This window comes from Acinetobacter sp. YH12045 (genome assembly GCF_013419925.1).
Classification (GTDB): Bacteria; Pseudomonadota; Gammaproteobacteria; order Pseudomonadales; family Moraxellaceae; genus Acinetobacter; species Acinetobacter amyesii.
The window spans coordinates 17,174-33,951 of record NZ_VOZE01000009.1; the positions used below are offsets into that span (position 1 = coordinate 17,174).

General features: G+C 42.0%; 15 protein-coding genes and 3 tRNA genes. 8 read left to right on the forward strand and 10 right to left on the reverse strand.

Translation table 11 applies throughout. The features are described from left to right. The first annotated feature begins 69 nt into the window (after window positions 1-69). A complete protein-coding gene (locus tag FTU02_RS11965) occupies window positions 70-1,404 on the forward strand; it encodes a GGDEF domain-containing protein (protein WP_180026233.1) in 1,335 nt (444 codons plus the stop codon). Window positions 1,405-1,451: 47 nt separating this feature from the next. Here FTU02_RS11965 and FTU02_RS11970 read toward each other — a convergent pair whose 3' ends face one another. The 3 genes from FTU02_RS11970 to FTU02_RS11980 form a co-directional block, all read right to left on the reverse strand. Then, window positions 1,452-2,387: a restriction endonuclease gene (locus FTU02_RS11970; RefSeq protein WP_180007975.1), complete on the reverse strand. Its 936-nt coding sequence runs from the start codon at window positions 2,385-2,387 to the stop codon at window positions 1,452-1,454. Window positions 2,388-2,643: 256 nt separating this feature from the next. After that, window positions 2,644-4,212 (reverse strand): glutamine-hydrolyzing GMP synthase, encoded by a 1,569-nt coding sequence (guaA, locus tag FTU02_RS11975; protein WP_078194056.1) that lies wholly within the window; start codon window positions 4,210-4,212, stop codon window positions 2,644-2,646. Between the two features lie 213 nt (window positions 4,213-4,425). Further along, window positions 4,426-4,848: a DoxX family protein gene (locus tag FTU02_RS11980; protein ID WP_180039796.1), complete on the reverse strand. Its 423-nt coding sequence runs from the start codon at window positions 4,846-4,848 to the stop codon at window positions 4,426-4,428. A 194-nt stretch (window positions 4,849-5,042) separates the two neighbouring features. Here FTU02_RS11980 and FTU02_RS11985 point away from each other — a divergent pair, with 194 nt between their 5' ends. Further along, window positions 5,043-5,669 carry a DedA family protein gene (locus FTU02_RS11985; RefSeq protein WP_078191514.1) on the forward strand — a complete coding sequence of 209 codons (627 nt, stop codon included), beginning with the start codon at window positions 5,043-5,045 and terminating at the stop codon, window positions 5,667-5,669. A 19-nt stretch (window positions 5,670-5,688) separates the two neighbouring features. Here FTU02_RS11985 and FTU02_RS11990 read toward each other — a convergent pair whose 3' ends face one another. The 5 genes from FTU02_RS11990 to FTU02_RS12010 form a co-directional block, all read right to left on the reverse strand. Then, a complete protein-coding gene (locus tag FTU02_RS11990; RefSeq protein WP_168378830.1) occupies window positions 5,689-6,282 on the reverse strand; it encodes a LysE family translocator in 594 nt (197 codons plus the stop codon). Between the two features lie 307 nt (window positions 6,283-6,589). Continuing rightward, window positions 6,590-6,994, reverse strand: coding sequence for a hypothetical protein (locus FTU02_RS11995; RefSeq protein WP_078191516.1), 405 nt, complete (start codon window positions 6,992-6,994; stop codon window positions 6,590-6,592). 13 nt (window positions 6,995-7,007) lie between these two features. After that, window positions 7,008-7,844 carry a ParA family protein gene (locus tag FTU02_RS12000; RefSeq protein WP_180157277.1) on the reverse strand — a complete coding sequence of 279 codons (837 nt, stop codon included), beginning with the start codon at window positions 7,842-7,844 and terminating at the stop codon, window positions 7,008-7,010. A 63-nt stretch (window positions 7,845-7,907) separates the two neighbouring features. After that, window positions 7,908-8,300, reverse strand: coding sequence for a SirB2 family protein (locus FTU02_RS12005; RefSeq protein ID WP_180049492.1), 393 nt, complete (start codon window positions 8,298-8,300; stop codon window positions 7,908-7,910). Window positions 8,301-8,308: 8 nt separating this feature from the next. Then, window positions 8,309-8,620: a BolA family transcriptional regulator gene (locus FTU02_RS12010; protein WP_078191519.1), complete on the reverse strand. Its 312-nt coding sequence runs from the start codon at window positions 8,618-8,620 to the stop codon at window positions 8,309-8,311. Window positions 8,621-8,862: 242 nt separating this feature from the next. Between FTU02_RS12010 and FTU02_RS12015 the strand changes: the two genes are divergently transcribed. The 3 genes from FTU02_RS12015 (at window position 8,863) to FTU02_RS12025 (ending at window position 9,180) form a co-directional block, all read left to right on the forward strand. Beyond that, window positions 8,863-8,935 (forward strand) — tRNA-Gly (locus FTU02_RS12015). Between the two features lie 47 nt (window positions 8,936-8,982). Beyond that, a tRNA-Gly gene (locus FTU02_RS12020) sits at window positions 8,983-9,058 on the forward strand. Between the two features lie 46 nt (window positions 9,059-9,104). Then, window positions 9,105-9,180, forward strand: a tRNA-Gly gene (locus FTU02_RS12025). Between the two features lie 138 nt (window positions 9,181-9,318). Here the strand turns inward: FTU02_RS12025 and FTU02_RS12030 are convergent. Beyond that, entirely contained in the window at window positions 9,319-11,019 is a 1,701-nt protein-coding gene (locus tag FTU02_RS12030; protein ID WP_180003556.1) for an NAD-dependent malic enzyme, read from the reverse strand. Between the two features lie 400 nt (window positions 11,020-11,419). Between FTU02_RS12030 and FTU02_RS12035 the strand changes: the two genes are divergently transcribed. Together FTU02_RS12035 and FTU02_RS12040 are read left to right on the forward strand one after the other, a co-directional pair. Beyond that, window positions 11,420-12,631, forward strand: coding sequence for an iron-containing alcohol dehydrogenase (locus tag FTU02_RS12035; RefSeq protein WP_078194068.1), 1,212 nt, complete (start codon window positions 11,420-11,422; stop codon window positions 12,629-12,631). A 246-nt stretch (window positions 12,632-12,877) separates the two neighbouring features. Next, window positions 12,878-13,840 (forward strand): alpha/beta hydrolase, encoded by a 963-nt coding sequence (locus FTU02_RS12040; RefSeq protein ID WP_180157279.1) that lies wholly within the window; start codon window positions 12,878-12,880, stop codon window positions 13,838-13,840. Window positions 13,841-13,861: 21 nt separating this feature from the next. Here FTU02_RS12040 and FTU02_RS12045 read toward each other — a convergent pair whose 3' ends face one another. Next, complete coding sequence (locus FTU02_RS12045) at window positions 13,862-15,043, reverse strand: transcriptional regulator (protein WP_078191528.1); 1,182 nt, start codon at window positions 15,041-15,043, stop codon at window positions 13,862-13,864. 221 nt (window positions 15,044-15,264) lie between these two features. On the opposite strand from FTU02_RS12045, the gene FTU02_RS12050 reads away from it, so the two are divergent. After that, window positions 15,265-16,776, forward strand: coding sequence for an aldehyde dehydrogenase family protein (locus tag FTU02_RS12050; protein ID WP_180157281.1), 1,512 nt, complete (start codon window positions 15,265-15,267; stop codon window positions 16,774-16,776). Window positions 16,777-16,778: the final 2 nt, after the last annotated feature.

Genomic DNA, 16,778 nt, shown 5'->3' on the forward strand with positions numbered 1-16,778 from the left:
TTGTGTGTTTTTTGTTCATAATTTGTCCTAAGCCATTTATGGAGAAGGGACATGTCTGTTGATGTACGAATGAGTTCTCGGACTAATTCGTCTGCTCAGGAAGTTCGTAAAAATCATACTCATACTTTGAAACTTTCTGAGTGTGATCTTGCCAATCGTGCCGAGATTGAACAAGCTATTGCAGATCCTTTTGCACGTATTCCTACGCAGTTTAGAAACTATTTTCTACAACATCAGTATGCCCATCAGTTACCTTATTTGCGTCAAGTGAACTACATGGCGCAGATTACGTTTCTTCTTTATTTTTTTGCTGACATTTTTATTATTCCAGACATGTTCTTTTGGTCAGGCCTTTCTCGAGTTGCCCTGATTATTGTGGCTTTATTGGTTAGCTTTTATTTATTTAAATACAAAAAAGACATTCGTGTACTCGACATGATCTTACCGATCGGGACGGTCTGTAGCACCGCGATTTGGATTGGCTTATTACTGGCTTCAAATAGCCCAATGGTCTCGTCCTATATCTATGGTGCGGCGATCTTTATTTTAATTGCCAATGTCTGCGTACAAACACAATTTAAGCCTGCCTTGTATTGTTCGGGTCTCATTTCGCTATTGGTATATTTTGCGGTGAGTCAGCTTTTATCATGGCAAGAAGCGCTGATTTTTGTGGTCGTGTCTATTCCCGTTTGGATGATCAGCCTGCATATGAGCTGGAACAATACGCTCAATGCACGACGTCATTTTTTACGCACCCTGCTTGACGATTGGAATATGCATACGCTGAAAAATCTAGCGCATACAGATGAGCTCACCCAGTTATATAACCGTCGTCAGTTTGTTCAACTGGCTGAACATCGCATCCATGAATGGCCAACACCCGCAAGCACCTGCTTACTGATGTTTGATGTCGATCATTTTAAACATATTAATGATAATTACGGGCATGATGTTGGTGATCAGGTGCTGCAATGTATCGCTGAAACCACCCGCAAAGAAATGCGCCAAAAAGATGTTTTGGCTCGCTTTGGTGGCGAAGAATTTATTGTGCTTTTGTCGGAAACGCAAATACAGGATGCAATGTTGATCGCGGAACGTATTCGTTTAACGCTTCAAAATCAATCTTTGCTGAATGTCGCAAATCACCCGATCCAATTTACCGTTTCCATTGGTGTTTCACAGCTTAAATCACATAAACAAAATTTAACTGAACTGATTAAGCAAGCTGATATTGCGCTGTATCAGGCAAAAGAAAATGGCCGTAACCGTGTCGAACGCTATGACCCAAGCATGAAGCCCGAACGTAAATCGACGAAGTCTTGGCAAAGCTTTACCCATAAAGCGAAGTCCAAAGCTGAACCGAATAATGAGAGCGATCGTAGTTGGTCAATTGTTTATAAATAGAATGTTGAGATATAAAAAAAGGACGCTGAAGCGTCCTTTAAGTTTATTTAAAAACTATCTTCATCAAAACGGTCTTGATCTATTTTATAAATATGGAAACTTCTTTCAATTTGAATACCCAAGCCAAATTCAATCATGAGAGATGTAAGCTTGTCACCATCAATTAAAACAATGCCTGATTTCTTTGCTGACTCAATTGCTTCTTTACTAAAACAAGAAGTAGTAATAAATACGCCCTTTTTCGCCACTTGATCAGCCAAAGCTCCCTTAAACTGTTGAATGTCAGGGCGCCCCACCGTATTTTCCCAACGTTTAGCTTGAATATATATTTTATCTAAACCTAAACGATCTTCACTGATAATACCGTCAATGCCACCATCACTGGTTTTACCTATTGCTTGGGCTGCGTCTTGATGTGAACCGCCATAACCCATTATTACCAACAAATCGACAACTAATTGCTCAAAGAATTTGGGTGAATTACTTTTAATTTTATTTAATAGCTCATCTTTAATTGTTTGATTAAGCTCCTTTGATGATTGTTCGATTATTTCTGCAGGCGTCAAATATTCTGTTTGAATAGATGTAGCATGCTCTTCTATTAGAACTAGATTTTGAATATTTTTATTATGGTTAGAACCAATTTTATAATCAGAAAACCCTTCAAACTGCATCAAATACTGATTAGTTATATTGGATAAGCTGGACAACTCAATAGACCAACCTAACGTACTTAATTCGCAAAGACCACGTGATGGTTGTTGTATCAAACCTGCTTTAACCAAATATGTTTTCGCCCAGCCAACACGATCATAAAATACTGTTTTTGTACCACTAGATAGCCTTAAATTTAAATCAGCTTCAGATAACCCAGATCTTTCAGCTAAAATTTTTGTGGCAGAACTTAATTTTATTGCCTCTTTTTGTTCTGCTAAAAGTTTCATTAATGGAAGCATCAACTGATCGTATGTAGGCAATGACATTTAACTTGCTCTTTTTAAAATAGTATTTTTCATAATTATAAACAAAAAAAAGGACGCTGAAGCGTCCTTTTTTTATTGGATATATCTTAAATGAGATACTGCCACAGGCATCTTGCACAAAATTTAAAGCAGTGCTTTAAATCTTGTTCATGGCGTAAAACTGGCACGAAGCAGTGCTTCGTGAAACCCCAGTCTGGCGCAGGCATAGCCTTTGCCGTAATTTAGGCAAGAAACGTTGTTTCTTGAAATCCCTAAATTACTCCCACTCAATCGTAGCAGGTGGTTTAGACGATACGTCATAAACAACACGAGAAACTTCAGCAATCTCGTTCATGATACGTGTAGAAATCTTGTCTACTAAGTCGTATGGAAGATGTGCAAAACGTGCAGTCATAAAGTCCACAGTTTCTACAGCACGAAGCGCGATCACCCATGCATAACGGCGGCCATCACCCACCACACCAACCGATTTCACGGGTTGGAATACAGCAAATGCTTGTGCAGTTTTGTCATACCAGCCGCTTGCGCGAAGTTCTTGCATGAAGATGTCATCTGCTAGACGAAGGATATCTGCATATTCTTTTTTCACTTCACCAAGAATACGCACACCTAGACCTGGGCCTGGGAATGGATGACGGTAAAGCATTTCAAATGGAAGACCTAAAGTTGTACCTAAACGGCGTACTTCGTCTTTGAATAAATCACGGATTGGCTCAACCAATTCGAATGCTAAATCTTCAGGTAAACCACCCACGTTGTGGTGTGATTTAATCACGTGTGCTTTACCTTGTTTGCTTGCTGCAGATTCAATTACGTCTGGGTAAATGGTACCTTGAGCAAGGAAGTTCACACCGTCAAGCTTACGTGCTTCTTCAGCAAACACTTCAATGAATTCACGACCGATGATTTTACGTTTTTTCTCTGGATCAACTTCACCAGCAAGCGCTGTTAAGAAGCGATTTTCAGCGTCGGCACGAATCACGCGAATACCCATGTTTTTCGCAAACATGTCCATCACTTGCTCGCCTTCGTTCAAACGAAGTAAACCGTTATCTACGAATACACAAGTCAATTGGTCGCCAATCGCACGGTGTAAAAGTGCAGCTACAACAGATGAATCGACACCGCCTGAAAGACCCAAGAGAACTTTTTGATCACCAATTTGCTCACGAAGTTGTTCTACGCGAAGATCGATGATGTTTTCTGAGTTCCACAAGTTACGGCAACCACATACGCCATGTACGAAGTTAGACAATAACTCAGCACCTTTCGCAGTGTGTGTCACTTCTGGGTGGAATTGGATACCATAGAAACGACGTTTTTCATCAGAAACCATCGCCACTGGGCAGCTTGGTGTGCTGGCAGTGATTTGGAAACCTTCAGGAATTTGAGTCACTTTATCGCCATGACTCATCCATACTTTTAATTGGTCTTTGGTATCTTCAAGATCACCAATTAAAGCATCACGGACTTTAATATCAACTTCTGCATAACCGAATTCATGTACAGTACCTGGCTCAACTTTACCGCCAAGCTGCTCTGACATGGTTTGTAGACCATAGCAAATACCTAAAACAGGTACACCAAGTTCAAATACAACTTGTGGTGCGCGCGGACTACCTTCTTCATGAACACTTTCTGGACCACCTGAAAGAATGATCCCGTTTGGGTTAAATGCACGAATGTCTTCTTCAGACATATCAAATGCGTACATTTCTGAATAAACACCAGCTTCACGTACACGACGTGCAATAAGCTGGCTATATTGAGAACCGAAATCCAAAATCAGGATACGGTCTTCAGTAATTTGGGTATTGGTAGTCATGGCAAACAACTATGCAGGCAACGAAATATAAGCGCCGTATTCTAACATTTTTCTTGGACTTTCGCACACTATTCGGACAGGGGCAAAAACCACAAGCCAAACGATGTTTTTTACAACACATTTCAGGGCTTTATTGATTTACTTTAAATCAGCGATAGACATGAAAAAAGCGGCAGAACGCCGCTTTGATGGATGCTCGGACTCATGACCGCTTTATTTTGATTTTTCGATCCAATGATCAAAACTGAATTTACCTGCACCATGTAACATGAGAAATAATAAGCCGCCTGACATCGCCAAATTTTTCATAAAGTTAATGCCATCTTCTGCACCACCATGGAATAAAAATGCAGTGATTAAACTAAATACGGTTAGACCCAGTGCCGCAAAACGCGCTTGAAAACCAAACAATAAAGCTAAGCCACCACCCAACTCGACTAAAATGGTGATCGGAAGTAGCCCTGCCGGTACACCCATTGACTCCATATAACCTGCGGTTGCAGTGTAAGCGGTAATTTTACCCCAACCTGCCACAATAAAAATATAAGCCATCAAAATACGTGCAACGAGACTGACTACCGCATTGATTTGCGGCTGTTGACTCAGATTTTTCACCACTAGATTTGGATTAAACATACTGAAACCTATTTTTAATACTGTTCAAAAGATGTGCTTAGATTAGGTCGTTTCTTATTCTCTTTAAATATGCTTTTATAATATTCATCATTCCATATATAGAACGATTTTACTGATAATTAATTACGTTTTAATACTGACTTTGCTGCCCCAGACTGATAGCATCAGACCACTATTTTACGCATATAAGCCCCATGGAACTGATTGATTTTATACTACATGTTGATGACCATTTACTCGAGTTCATTACCAATTATGGCGTATGGATTTATGCAATTCTGTTCCTGATTATTTTTGTTGAAACCGGTTTAGTGGTCATGCCCTTTTTACCGGGTGATAGTCTTCTGTTTGCAGCAGGCGCGCTCGCTGCGTCAACAGGTGCCATGGATCCATGGGTTTTGGTGATTTTGCTGTTTATCGCTGCGGTCTTGGGCGACACGCTGAATTACCATATTGGTAAATATATTGGCCCACGTGTCTTTGAAATTGAATCACGCTTCATTAACCGTCAACATTTGGTCAATACGCAAAAATTCTTTGAAAAACACGGTGGTAAAACCATTATTTTTGCCCGCTTTATTCCTTTTGCACGAACCTTCGCGCCTTTTGTCGCAGGTGCAGGCAGCATGAACTATAAGTACTTCCTGACTTTTAACATGATTGGTGCGATTTGTTGGGTTGGCTCATTTATCACTTTGGGTTATTTATTTGGCAATATGCCCATCGTGAAAGATAACTTCACCCATCTGATCTTCGGCATCATTATTATTAGTGTTTTACCGGGCGTGATTGGTTTTATTCGAGCAAAATTAAAGAAATAAACCGATGTGGTGAACGCCTTTAAGCAAAAAAGCGCAAAACCACAGGGAACATACATAAAATCAGCATCAAGGCCGATCCTTTATATAGAAGATCGGCCTTAATTTTTTGAGTCTTACCCGCCAAAATCGTCCGTCCAAATGACATCCAAAACAACGCAACAGGCAGCAAAACCACACTAAATACAGCAAAAACCAAAATAAAATTTAATGGGCTTGCCCAAGTTTCTATCGGGAAAATACCTGCAGCAAAAAGCAAGGCTTTCGGATTTTTTAACGAGGAAATGAATAATTCACGTGGTTGAATTGAAGGATGTTTTTGATTGTACTGATGTAAATGCGTCGATTTCCACAAATGAAAAGCCAACCATAAAACATAGGCAATACTGAGAAAATGTAGCAAGTGAATTAAATTCGGCCACACTGGAGCGCTTAAATGAATAATCAACGCCCACAAATTAATGGCATAGAAATAGCCCAATAATTCTGCAGGAATCAGCATGCACGTCTTTGCAATGCCTTGTTGATGTGCAGAGCTTGCCATTAGTGCATTGCTAGGTCCCGGCGTCATCATCACCGCAATCATTGCCAATACAAAAAGCCAACTCTCAATCATAAATACCCAGACAATGTTTCAAAGCGCACACCTTAGCCGAAATGAATTTAAAAAAACAAGTACGCGCTAGGTCAGTTTTATCCTTGTACAAGTCAATGCACTCACGCTGAATGTTCAAGACCAGAAGGAGGTATTGAAATCCACAAATAATATTTAATTTAATTTTTTCATAGATTTAAATATTTTATTGGCTCTAAATAGTACAGTTTATTTAGCTCAAAAAAAATGCCAGTAGACGCCTCGCCTACTGACAAATTTTATTACACTTTTCTCATAGCACAGGCCTAAGCCTCTGCTCATGATCCGCTTATGATTTTGCTGCAGTAGCCGAATTTGCGCGAACGATAATCGGACAACCTTTAAATTTTGCTGCCTGTACAATCGCTTCTTGCTCACCTAGAACGCGTGAAAGTTCGGTACGTTTGGTATTTGAAGATTGTCCCATATTGACCGAAATACTCGGACCAATGCCCCAACCTCCACGGCTGCCCCAGCCACCACCAAGGCCAACACCGACACCAACGCCTGTGCGCTTCGGCGTTTCTACACCATTTTGAATATAGTCGTGGATTCGGTTGTATTCGCTTTGCAATTGTTGGCAACTCAAAGACTGATACTGTGTAGGTGAAACATAGCTTGGTTTAGGCGTACTTGCACATGCACCCAATACAACAGCAGTGAAAGCAACTAGACCACATTTAAGTGCATTCATACTTTTCTCGATACTACTTTTGCTCAATTTCATTGAACAATGATTGATAGGCTTGCGTCAATTTATGATCTGCAACCAAATGGATTAAAGGTTGATTTTTATGATGAGATTCTTTCATCAGCACCGAAGGCGGTAACATGCTGTCCAATACAGGCAGACCTTCATCTTTGAGTTGTTGTACAACTTCGCGCGGCAACTTCGCCTGTGCCTGAAATTGATTGACCACAATGCCTTCAATTTCCAAATGATCATTATGATCATCCTGCGTTTCTAACACATTTTCGATCAGGGTCTGTAAGGCACGTTTTGAAAACACGTCACAGTCAAATGGAATCAGCACGCGATCTGCCGCAATCAGCGCAGATAAAGTAAAAAAGTTAAAGGCCGGCGGTGTATCAATAAATACTCGATCATATTGACCGCTCATCTGCTGCAAAGCATCACGCAGTTTGTAAATTTTATGCTTAGATTCTAAGGCATGTGCCAACGCGCCTAAATTTGGACTGGCAGGAATCACATCTAAACGTAGATACGGCGATGCATGCACATAGCTTTCCAAACCTTTGGCACGGCCTTTCAAAATCGAACCAATGGCATTTCCCAACAAACCTTTACTTTGTTGTGTCCCCAAGACTTCTTCAAAATAATTTTCAATATTGGGTTCAAGAGCAGGCTTATCTGCCGAATACGTCGCATCATCCCCCAACAAATATTGACTTGAATTGGCTTGAGGGTCGAGGTCAATCACCAAAGTTTTTAAACCTTGGTGCGCGCTTATCGCAGCTAAATTGACCGTAATACTCGATTTCCCCACACCACCTTTTTGGTTAAATACCACACGCGTACGCATTCAAAACCCTCTAATCTTTGTTTTTCTACTCAAGCCTTGAAATCGGCCATGTGGATAAGCCATTTATCCAAAAACTGGTTTGATTATAACCAATGTAATGATGAAAATAAGTGCAACAGCTGCAATAAATAAGCCCGCACGGCGCTGAACCAATAATACACTGTCATCTTTTTTATACGCTTTAGATAAAGAAGACAGCAGCGCTAGAAATAATACAACTTTGGCATAGAACCATGGCTGCACATCAAAGTTTTTCATAAACAATAAGATAATTCCTGTTACGGCAATTAATGTCATTGAGCCATGTTGCAAAGCAACAAAAAACTTCCGGCCTGCTGGATTGGGTAAATTGCCCTGCGTCCCTTTAAACAACGTAAAAGCACGAATGAAAATGGCAGCACAGCCTAAAGCCACACCACACATATGAATGATTTTAATGATTAATTGCGTTTCCATGGCTCACCTTAAGATGACTTAGGTGCATGCGCACATTCAGGGCTAGTGGTGTCTTGACCTTTCCATTCTTCGGGTAAAAACGCATGAATGGCCAAGGCATGAATTTGCCCCGGACTAAGTAAATCACCGGCTGCGGCATAGACTTTTTGATGACGTTGCACCAAACGCAAACCTGCAAATGCCTCACTCACGATCACTGCTTTAAAATGCGACTCTTTACCTGGGAAATAACCTCCATGACCTGCGGACTCATTCACCACTTCAAGATGTGTAGGCGCTAATGTCTGTAGACGCTCAATTAATTGCTGTTCTAAACTCAAAACGGCTCTCCCAAATTCAAAAAAAGGTTCAACTGGTCTTAGTATAGCCTGTATTTGTTCAAGTTCTTGTGTCGCAAAGTTGCTGAAACCATCTGAATTGCATGATTTCATCAAAATGGAAGCCTTCGACCTGCAAAAATCTTCCAATTTTCAAACAAATTGTTTTTATTTTATGCAAACGATGCACAGTTTTTCATAAAGTTATTGACCTGAAAAATCCTTAATGTATTATACGTGGCTATGCGGGAATAGCTCAGTTGGTAGAGCATAACCTTGCCAAGGTTGGGGTCGGGAGTTCGAGTCTCCTTTCCCGCTCAAAATTTTTTCATTCGGTTTTTTATTTAAAAAATTGGATAGACTCCGCGGGAATAGCTCAGTTGGTAGAGCATAACCTTGCCAAGGTTGGGGTCGGGAGTTCGAGTCTCCTTTCCCGCTCCAAATTTTTTTCGATTCAGTTTTTTAGTAAAAAAACAGGATAGACTCCGCGGGAATAGCTCAGTTGGTAGAGCATAACCTTGCCAAGGTTGGGGTCGGGAGTTCGAGTCTCCTTTCCCGCTCCAAATTCAAAAAGCCCTCATCGAAAGATGGGGGCTTTTTTATCTATCGCTTACACCAATCAAAATCAATCTATATTTATTCAGTATGTGGAACATGGTTTGAGTCAGGTTCCACAAATATGAATAAAAATTAAAATTGCGTTAATAGGTCACACGGACATAATCACGATATTCAGGTTTCCAGAAATTCGCTTCAATCGCATGTTCGAGCACTTCAACGCTGACATTTGGCGCAACACCATCAGCAATCGCAGCCAACGCGACTTTCAATGCAATTTTCTTCGAAATATCCTGTAAATAATCCAAACTTGGCAATAAATCAGCATTTGGATCTGCCAATTTTGGTGAACAGTCCGCCAATGCCGTACTAGATGCCATCAGCATATTTTCCGTCACACGTTTCGCCCCAGATGCAATCACACCCAGTCCAATCCCCGGGAAAATATAGGAGTTATTGCACTGTGAAATCTGATGAATCTTGCCATGATAATTCACTGGTGCAAATGGACTACCTGTCGCAATCAGGGCCTTACCTTTGGTCCACTCTATAATATCTGCAGGCACCGCTTCGACACGTGATGTCGGGTTAGATAGTGGCAACACAATAGGCTGTTCACAATTTGCAGCCATCGTTTCAATAACCTCTTGGCTAAACAGCCCCGGTTGTCCCGAAACCCCAATCAATACAGTCGGTTTGGCATGTGTAACCACATCCAGGAGTGAGATGACCGAATCTGCATTTGCCCAATGTGCGACGTTATCCGGTGCTTGCGCAAGCTTGCGTTGGAAATCTAAAAGATTCGGCTGATTTTCAGTAATTAAACCAAAGCGGTCGACCATAAACACCCGCGCACGTGCTTGAGCATCGGTTAAACCTTCCGCCACCATTTGCTTGATGATCTGTTCTGCAATCCCACAACCTGCTGAACCCGCCCCTAAGAAGGTGACGATTTGATCTTTGAGCTGCTTGCCTGCTGCACGTGATGCCGCAATTAAACTTCCGACAGACACTGCTGCTGTCCCTTGAATATCGTCATTGAAACAGCAAATTTTATCGCGATATTTTTCCAGTAAAGGCATCGCATTTTTTTGTGCAAAGTCTTCAAATTGAATCAGCGCTTTTGGCCAACGTTGTTGAATGGCTTTAATCACGTCATCGACAAATTGATAATATTCTTCACCGCTGATACGAGGCTGACTCCATCCCATATAAATCGGGTCATTCAACAGCTGTTGGTTATTGGTTCCGACATCTAAAGTAATCGGCAATGTATAAGCTGGACTGATCCCACCACATGCGGTGTACAGCGACAACTTACCAATTGGAATCCCCATCCCGCCAATGCCTTGGTCACCAAGGCCAAGAATACGTTCACCATCCGTAATAACGATCACTTTCACGTTCTTTTTATTCACGTTATGAATAATTTGGTCAATATGATCACGGTCAGGATATGAAATAAAGATCCCACGATGACGACGATAAATGTCCGAGAAGCGCTGACAAGCCTCACCCACTGTTGGTGTATAGATGATTGGCATCATCTCACTGAGGTGGTTTTCAATTAAGTGATAGAACAGCGTCTCGTTGGTGTCTTGAATATTACGCAGGTAAATATGCTTATTAATATCACTATTAAATGCACAATATTGCTGATAAGAACGCTGACTTTGCTCTTCAATGCTTTCTGTGACGTGTGGAATTAAACCGTGCAAATTAAAGCTCTTACGTTCATCTTCATTAAACGCAGAGCCTTTATTTAAAAGTGGGAGTTCTAAAAGTGTATTTCCGGCATAAGGAATATATAAAGGACGTTTCGTTTTCAAATTTTCACTGGGCATTATTTAACTCGTTTAATTAATCTTTTGTTTCGCACTGCAAAAAGCGAAATGCACAAAAGTGACTATCTCGTTATTTGTTATAGCCTATCCTGATTCGAGCGCTTTGGGGCATTTAATAAATTGATAGTAGTTTTAGTTAGATTTTATAATCTGATAACTCGATCATGCATCCAATCATTGCAACGCCTATTTTGGCTTAAACGTATACGACTTTTAGCGAATCTCAGAAAATAGCAAAAACAATTAATGATTAAATTTCAATCAATTAAATAATTTCAATACAAAGCCCTAAATTTGGTAGGTCTTTGGTAGGTGTGAATTTAAAACATCCCTCGCAATACTCAGTTTAGGTGAGTATCACCCATAACAAATGACAATGAATGGTAGAAGGAATCGCACCATGGCTTTTAAAAATATTGCAGATCAAACAAACGGTTTTTACATCCCTTGTGTTTCACTTTTTGGTCCCGGCTGCGCTAAAGAAATTGGCGCAAAGGCGCAAAATCTTGGCGCTAAAAAAGCGCTCATCGTGACCGATGCCGGTCTATACAAATTTGGTGTGGCAGACACCATTGCCTCATATTTAACTGAAGCTGGCGTAGAAAGTCATATATTCCCGGGCGCAGAACCCAACCCAACTGACACCAACGTGCATAGCGGTGTAGATGCCTACAATGACAATGGCTGTGACTTTATTGTCTCTCTCGGTGGCGGCTCTTCTCATGACTGTGCCAAAGGCATTGGCTTAGTCACTGCCGGTGGTGGTCATATTCGTGACTATGAAGGCATCGATAAAAGTACAGTTCCAATGACTCCACTCATTGCGATTAATACCACCGCAGGTACGGCATCAGAAATGACCCGTTTCTGTATTATTACCAATACCGACACCCATGTAAAAATGGCCATTGTCGATTGGCGTTGTACCCCACTTATCGCCATTGATGACCCGAAACTAATGATTGCAAAACCTGCGGCGCTCACTGCAGCAACCGGTATGGATGCGTTAACGCATGCGGTCGAAGCTTATGTTTCTACAGCAGCCAATCCTATTACCGATGCTTGTGCTGAAAAAGCCATTTCAATGATCAGTGAATGGCTCAGCCCTGCCGTCGCCAATGGCGAAAACCTAGAAGCTCGTGATGCGATGAGCTATGCACAGTACTTAGCAGGGATGGCATTTAACAATGCCTCTTTAGGTTATGTCCACGCGATGGCGCACCAACTTGGCGGCTTCTACAACTTGCCACATGGCGTATGTAATGCCGTGCTGCTACCACACGTTTGCGAATTTAACCTGATCGCCTGCCCTGACCGCTATGCACGTATCGCACAGCTCATGGGTGTGCCAACCGACGGTTTAACGGTGACTGAAGCGGCTTATGCAGCGATTGCAGCAATCCGTGAACTCTCTGCTTCGATTGGCATTCCATCGAGCCTTTCTGAACTTGGTGTGAAAGAACAAGACCTCAGCATCATGTCTGAAAATGCACAAAAAGATGCCTGTATGCTCACCAACCCACGTAAAGCGACTCATGCTCAAGTGGTTGATATTTTCAAGGCAGCGCTTAAAGCCAATGCCTCTGTGGTCGACTTCAAAGCGGCCGTTTAAGTTAAGCCCTTAAAGGTCTTCATGTTTAAGTGACCTAAGTGCCTACATTATCCTTTGAGTCTGGTGATGTAGGCTCAACTGAATCCATTTCACCTTTTATTTCAGGAAAGCGACTATAGATTGGTCGCTTTCATACTGAGGTCACTCTTTTTTAGTCCGCATAACAGCATCGATTATTCATTTGACAAAAGCTTATGGCTCATCAAGGATAAAGCATAATGTCCAATAATATTGATGAGTATAATAATGAGCCATTCACATATTCAGTATCAGCCTGACATTTTGGGCGCAGGCTATGAACAAGCCACGCTGACCTTCCCTGATGATTATGAAGGCCCTGTGGTTGCCACACTGGTTCGCAAAAAAGCAGCGGCTCCAACCTCCAAAGCGGTGCTCTATATCCATGGCTTTATTGATTATTTTTTCCAAACCGAAATGGCGGAACGCTTCAATCAGCATGGCTTCGACTTTTACGCACTAGATTTAAGAAAATATGGTCGCTCCATCCGCCCGCATCAAAAATACTATAATGTGCATGCACTGTCTGAATATGATGCCGAAATAGATCAGGCTCTAACGATCATTGCTGATGAAGGTCACGATGCCTTACTGCTCTGTGGTCATTCAACCGGTGGATTAACCACCACCTTGTATGCGGCACATCATCAAAATCATCCTTTAATTCAAGCCCTGTGGTGTAACAGTCCATTTTACGACTTTAATATGAATCCGATTAAGCGTGCGCTGGGTATTCCACAGCTGAGTAAATTGGCAAAAACCTTTCCCAATTTAAAATTTCCGAGTGAACTGAATAAATGGTATACCGCCAGTTTACACCGCGAACTCAAGGGTGAATGGGACTTCAATTTAGACTGGAAAAAGACCCGCTACCCAATGGTGTATTTAAGTTTTGTACGGACAATTTATGAGGCTCAAAAAGAGATTCATCGAGGTGTCAGCCTAGATGTACCGGTCTTGGTCATGCACTCGCATCAAACACAAAATCCAAAACGATGGGGTAAAGCAGCACAGACCAGTGATGTGATTTTAGGTGTAAAAGACATCCAAAAATATGCCAAGAAAATTCAAGGCGATGTCACCATTCAAAGCATACACAATGGCTTGCATGATTTAGTGCTTTCGGAAAAAAACGCGCGCGAACAAGTCTATACCCAGCTCTTTGAATGGCTGGCCAATAAAGGTTTTTAACAGCCCGAATGACATTGCAACTTACTGTTTTAATTTCAACAAGGTCTGATGTACGGGATGCGATCTCGGCATCAGCTCGATCAGACGTTCAACCGCATCAATAGCTTCAGGAAAACGCGCGACATGCTTGAGCAGAACATCTGTTTCTTTGGCATTAAAAATCGCTTGGCTTAATCGTGACTCAAGACAATCACGCCATGCCCCTAAAAATGGGCTTTCAGTTTTAGCCAAGAAAACCCCTGAACACAGTTTTAATGCAGAATCGAGATAACCTGCATCTAAAGCTTGCTCGGCTTGTAAAAAGTCGGCTTCGACTTGCGCCAATAAGCGATAGGGTCTTGAGCCTAACATGCCACCCAAAATATCGCGTAGCTGCGACATTTCCGCTTTTAAAGTCCCAACACTCACCTTGCGTTCACCGTATAAGGCTTGATGCAATGTATCTAAGGTCATGCCTTGTGGACATAGCGCCAAGATGGTCAAAATTTCAATTTGCCGTGGGGTCAGCACCATCACTTTGCCATTAAATAACACTTGCGGCACTGCAAAGGCCCGAATGTACAAATGCTGTTTTTGAAAATCGAGCAAAGCCGATTGAATAATCGAAGCGCAGCGTTCAGCCGCAAGTAGCCCTAAACTATTGTGGTTTTTCCACACGGTGGATAAATCAACCACACCTAAAATTTGCTGTGTGTGTGGATCGATAATCGGTGCTGCATAGCAGACCCATTCATGTACAGACGGCATATAATGTTCATTTGAAAACACACAACTCGACTGTTGGGTTTTTAGAGACAACGCTAAAGCATTGGTTCCGACCAATTCTTCGCGCCATTGCCCACCTGCAATAAAATGCACACTTTCCGCAGCACTTTGCATTTGCCGACTCGACGCACTCCAAATAATCGTGCTACCCACATCACCCACGGCAAGTACCATCGACGACTGTTCGGCAATGTGTTTTAAATCTTCGGCACAATGTTGCAAGGCATGATGCAATGCCGACTGTTGTTGACTTTGAGGGCTTAAATTTACCAAAGGCGCAGCACTCCGGTTTTCCGGAATTTCCGCCTGCGCCGATCGCTGCCAAGAACTCGCAATGCTCTCATTCAATTGCGAGGTTTGCTGCTTTGACAGACTCATGCCCTGCCTTAACCGTTCGACATTCTGTCGTTTTTCAGATAAATCCTTCTGTATCATCATTCATTATTCTCACAACAATTCATGACTAAAAATCCGTTTCCCGGCTTTTGTTTTTAAGACTGAAAAAAAATATTGTAAACCTTCTTGTCTCCAACCTTTTTCCAACCTTATACAGGCTATGCTAATCAAATAATGTACAAAAGTACCTTATACCAAAGCTGTAGATTGCCACAGATGGGCAGCCCAACAAGATCATAATAAACAAGCAAAGGAAAATTCATATGCGTTATGTCGATCCTAATCAACCCGGTTCAAAAGTTCAGTTTAAAGCTCAGTATGAAAACCTGATTGGTGGCCAATGGGTCGCGCCAGTGAAAGGTGAATACTTTGAAAATATCTCCCCTGTAAACGGTAAAGTTTTTACCAAAGTGCCACGTTCTTCTGCTGAAGATATTGAATTGGCTTTGGATGCAGCACATAAAGCCAAAGCCCAATGGAACGCCTCTTCCCCAACCACACGCTCAAATATTTTATTAAAAATTGCCGATCGACTTGAAGAAAACCTAGAGCTCCTTGCTGTCGCAGAAACATGGGACAACGGTAAACCGATTCGTGAAACCTTAGCCGCTGATATTCCACTCTGTATCGATCACTTCCGTTATTTTGCCGGCTGTATCCGTGCCCAAGAAGGCGGCATTTCTGAAATTGATGAAAATACCATTGCTTACCATTTCCATGAACCACTTGGTGTGGTCGGTCAAATTATTCCGTGGAATTTCCCAATCTTGATGGCGGCTTGGAAACTTGCTCCAGCATTGGCTGCGGGAAACTGCATCGTGTTGAAACCTGCGGAGCAAACGCCTGTCAGCATCTTGGTGTTGGCTGAACTCATTCAAGACCTACTCCCACCGGGCGTGCTGAATATTGTGAATGGTTATGGTGTTGAAGTCGGTCGTCCATTGGCGACCAATCCACGCATCTCAAAAATCGCCTTCACAGGTTCAACCGCTGTCGGTCAAATGATCATGCAATATGCGACTGAAAATATCATTCCTGTGACTTTAGAACTTGGTGGAAAATCACCAAATATCTTCTTTGAAGACATCATGGACAAAGACGATGAGTTCTTAGATAAAACACTCGAAGGTTTTGCCATGTTTGCGCTCAACCAAGGTGAAATTTGCACATGTCCATCACGTGCATTGGTACAAGAAAGCATTGCAGATCGATTCTTGGAAATGGCAGTAGAACGTGTCAAACGTATTAAGACCGGTCATCCACTCGATACCGATACCATGATTGGTGCACAGGCATCGCAAGAGCAGCAAGACAAAATCTTGGGCTGTATTGCGACAGGTAAAAATGAAGGTGCACAGCTCATTACTGGTGGTGATCCACGCAATGAAGTCGGTACAGGTTTCTATATTGAACCAACCATTTTTAAAGGCACCAATGACATGAAGATCTTCCAAGAAGAAATCTTCGGCCCTGTGCTTTCAGTAGCAACCTTTAAAGACTTTGATGATGCCATTAAAATTGCCAATGACACGATTTATGGTCTAGGTGCAGGGGTTTGGTCACGTTCAGCGCATACTTCTTATCGTGCAGGCCGTGCGATTCAGGCCGGTCGTGTATGGACCAACTGTTATCATATCTACCCTGCACACGCAGCATTCGGTGGCTACAAAAAATCAGGGATCGGCCGGGAAAACCACAAAATGATGTTGGATCATTACCAACAAACCAAAAACCTATTGGTGAGCTATGACACCAAACCAATGGGCTTCTTCTAAAT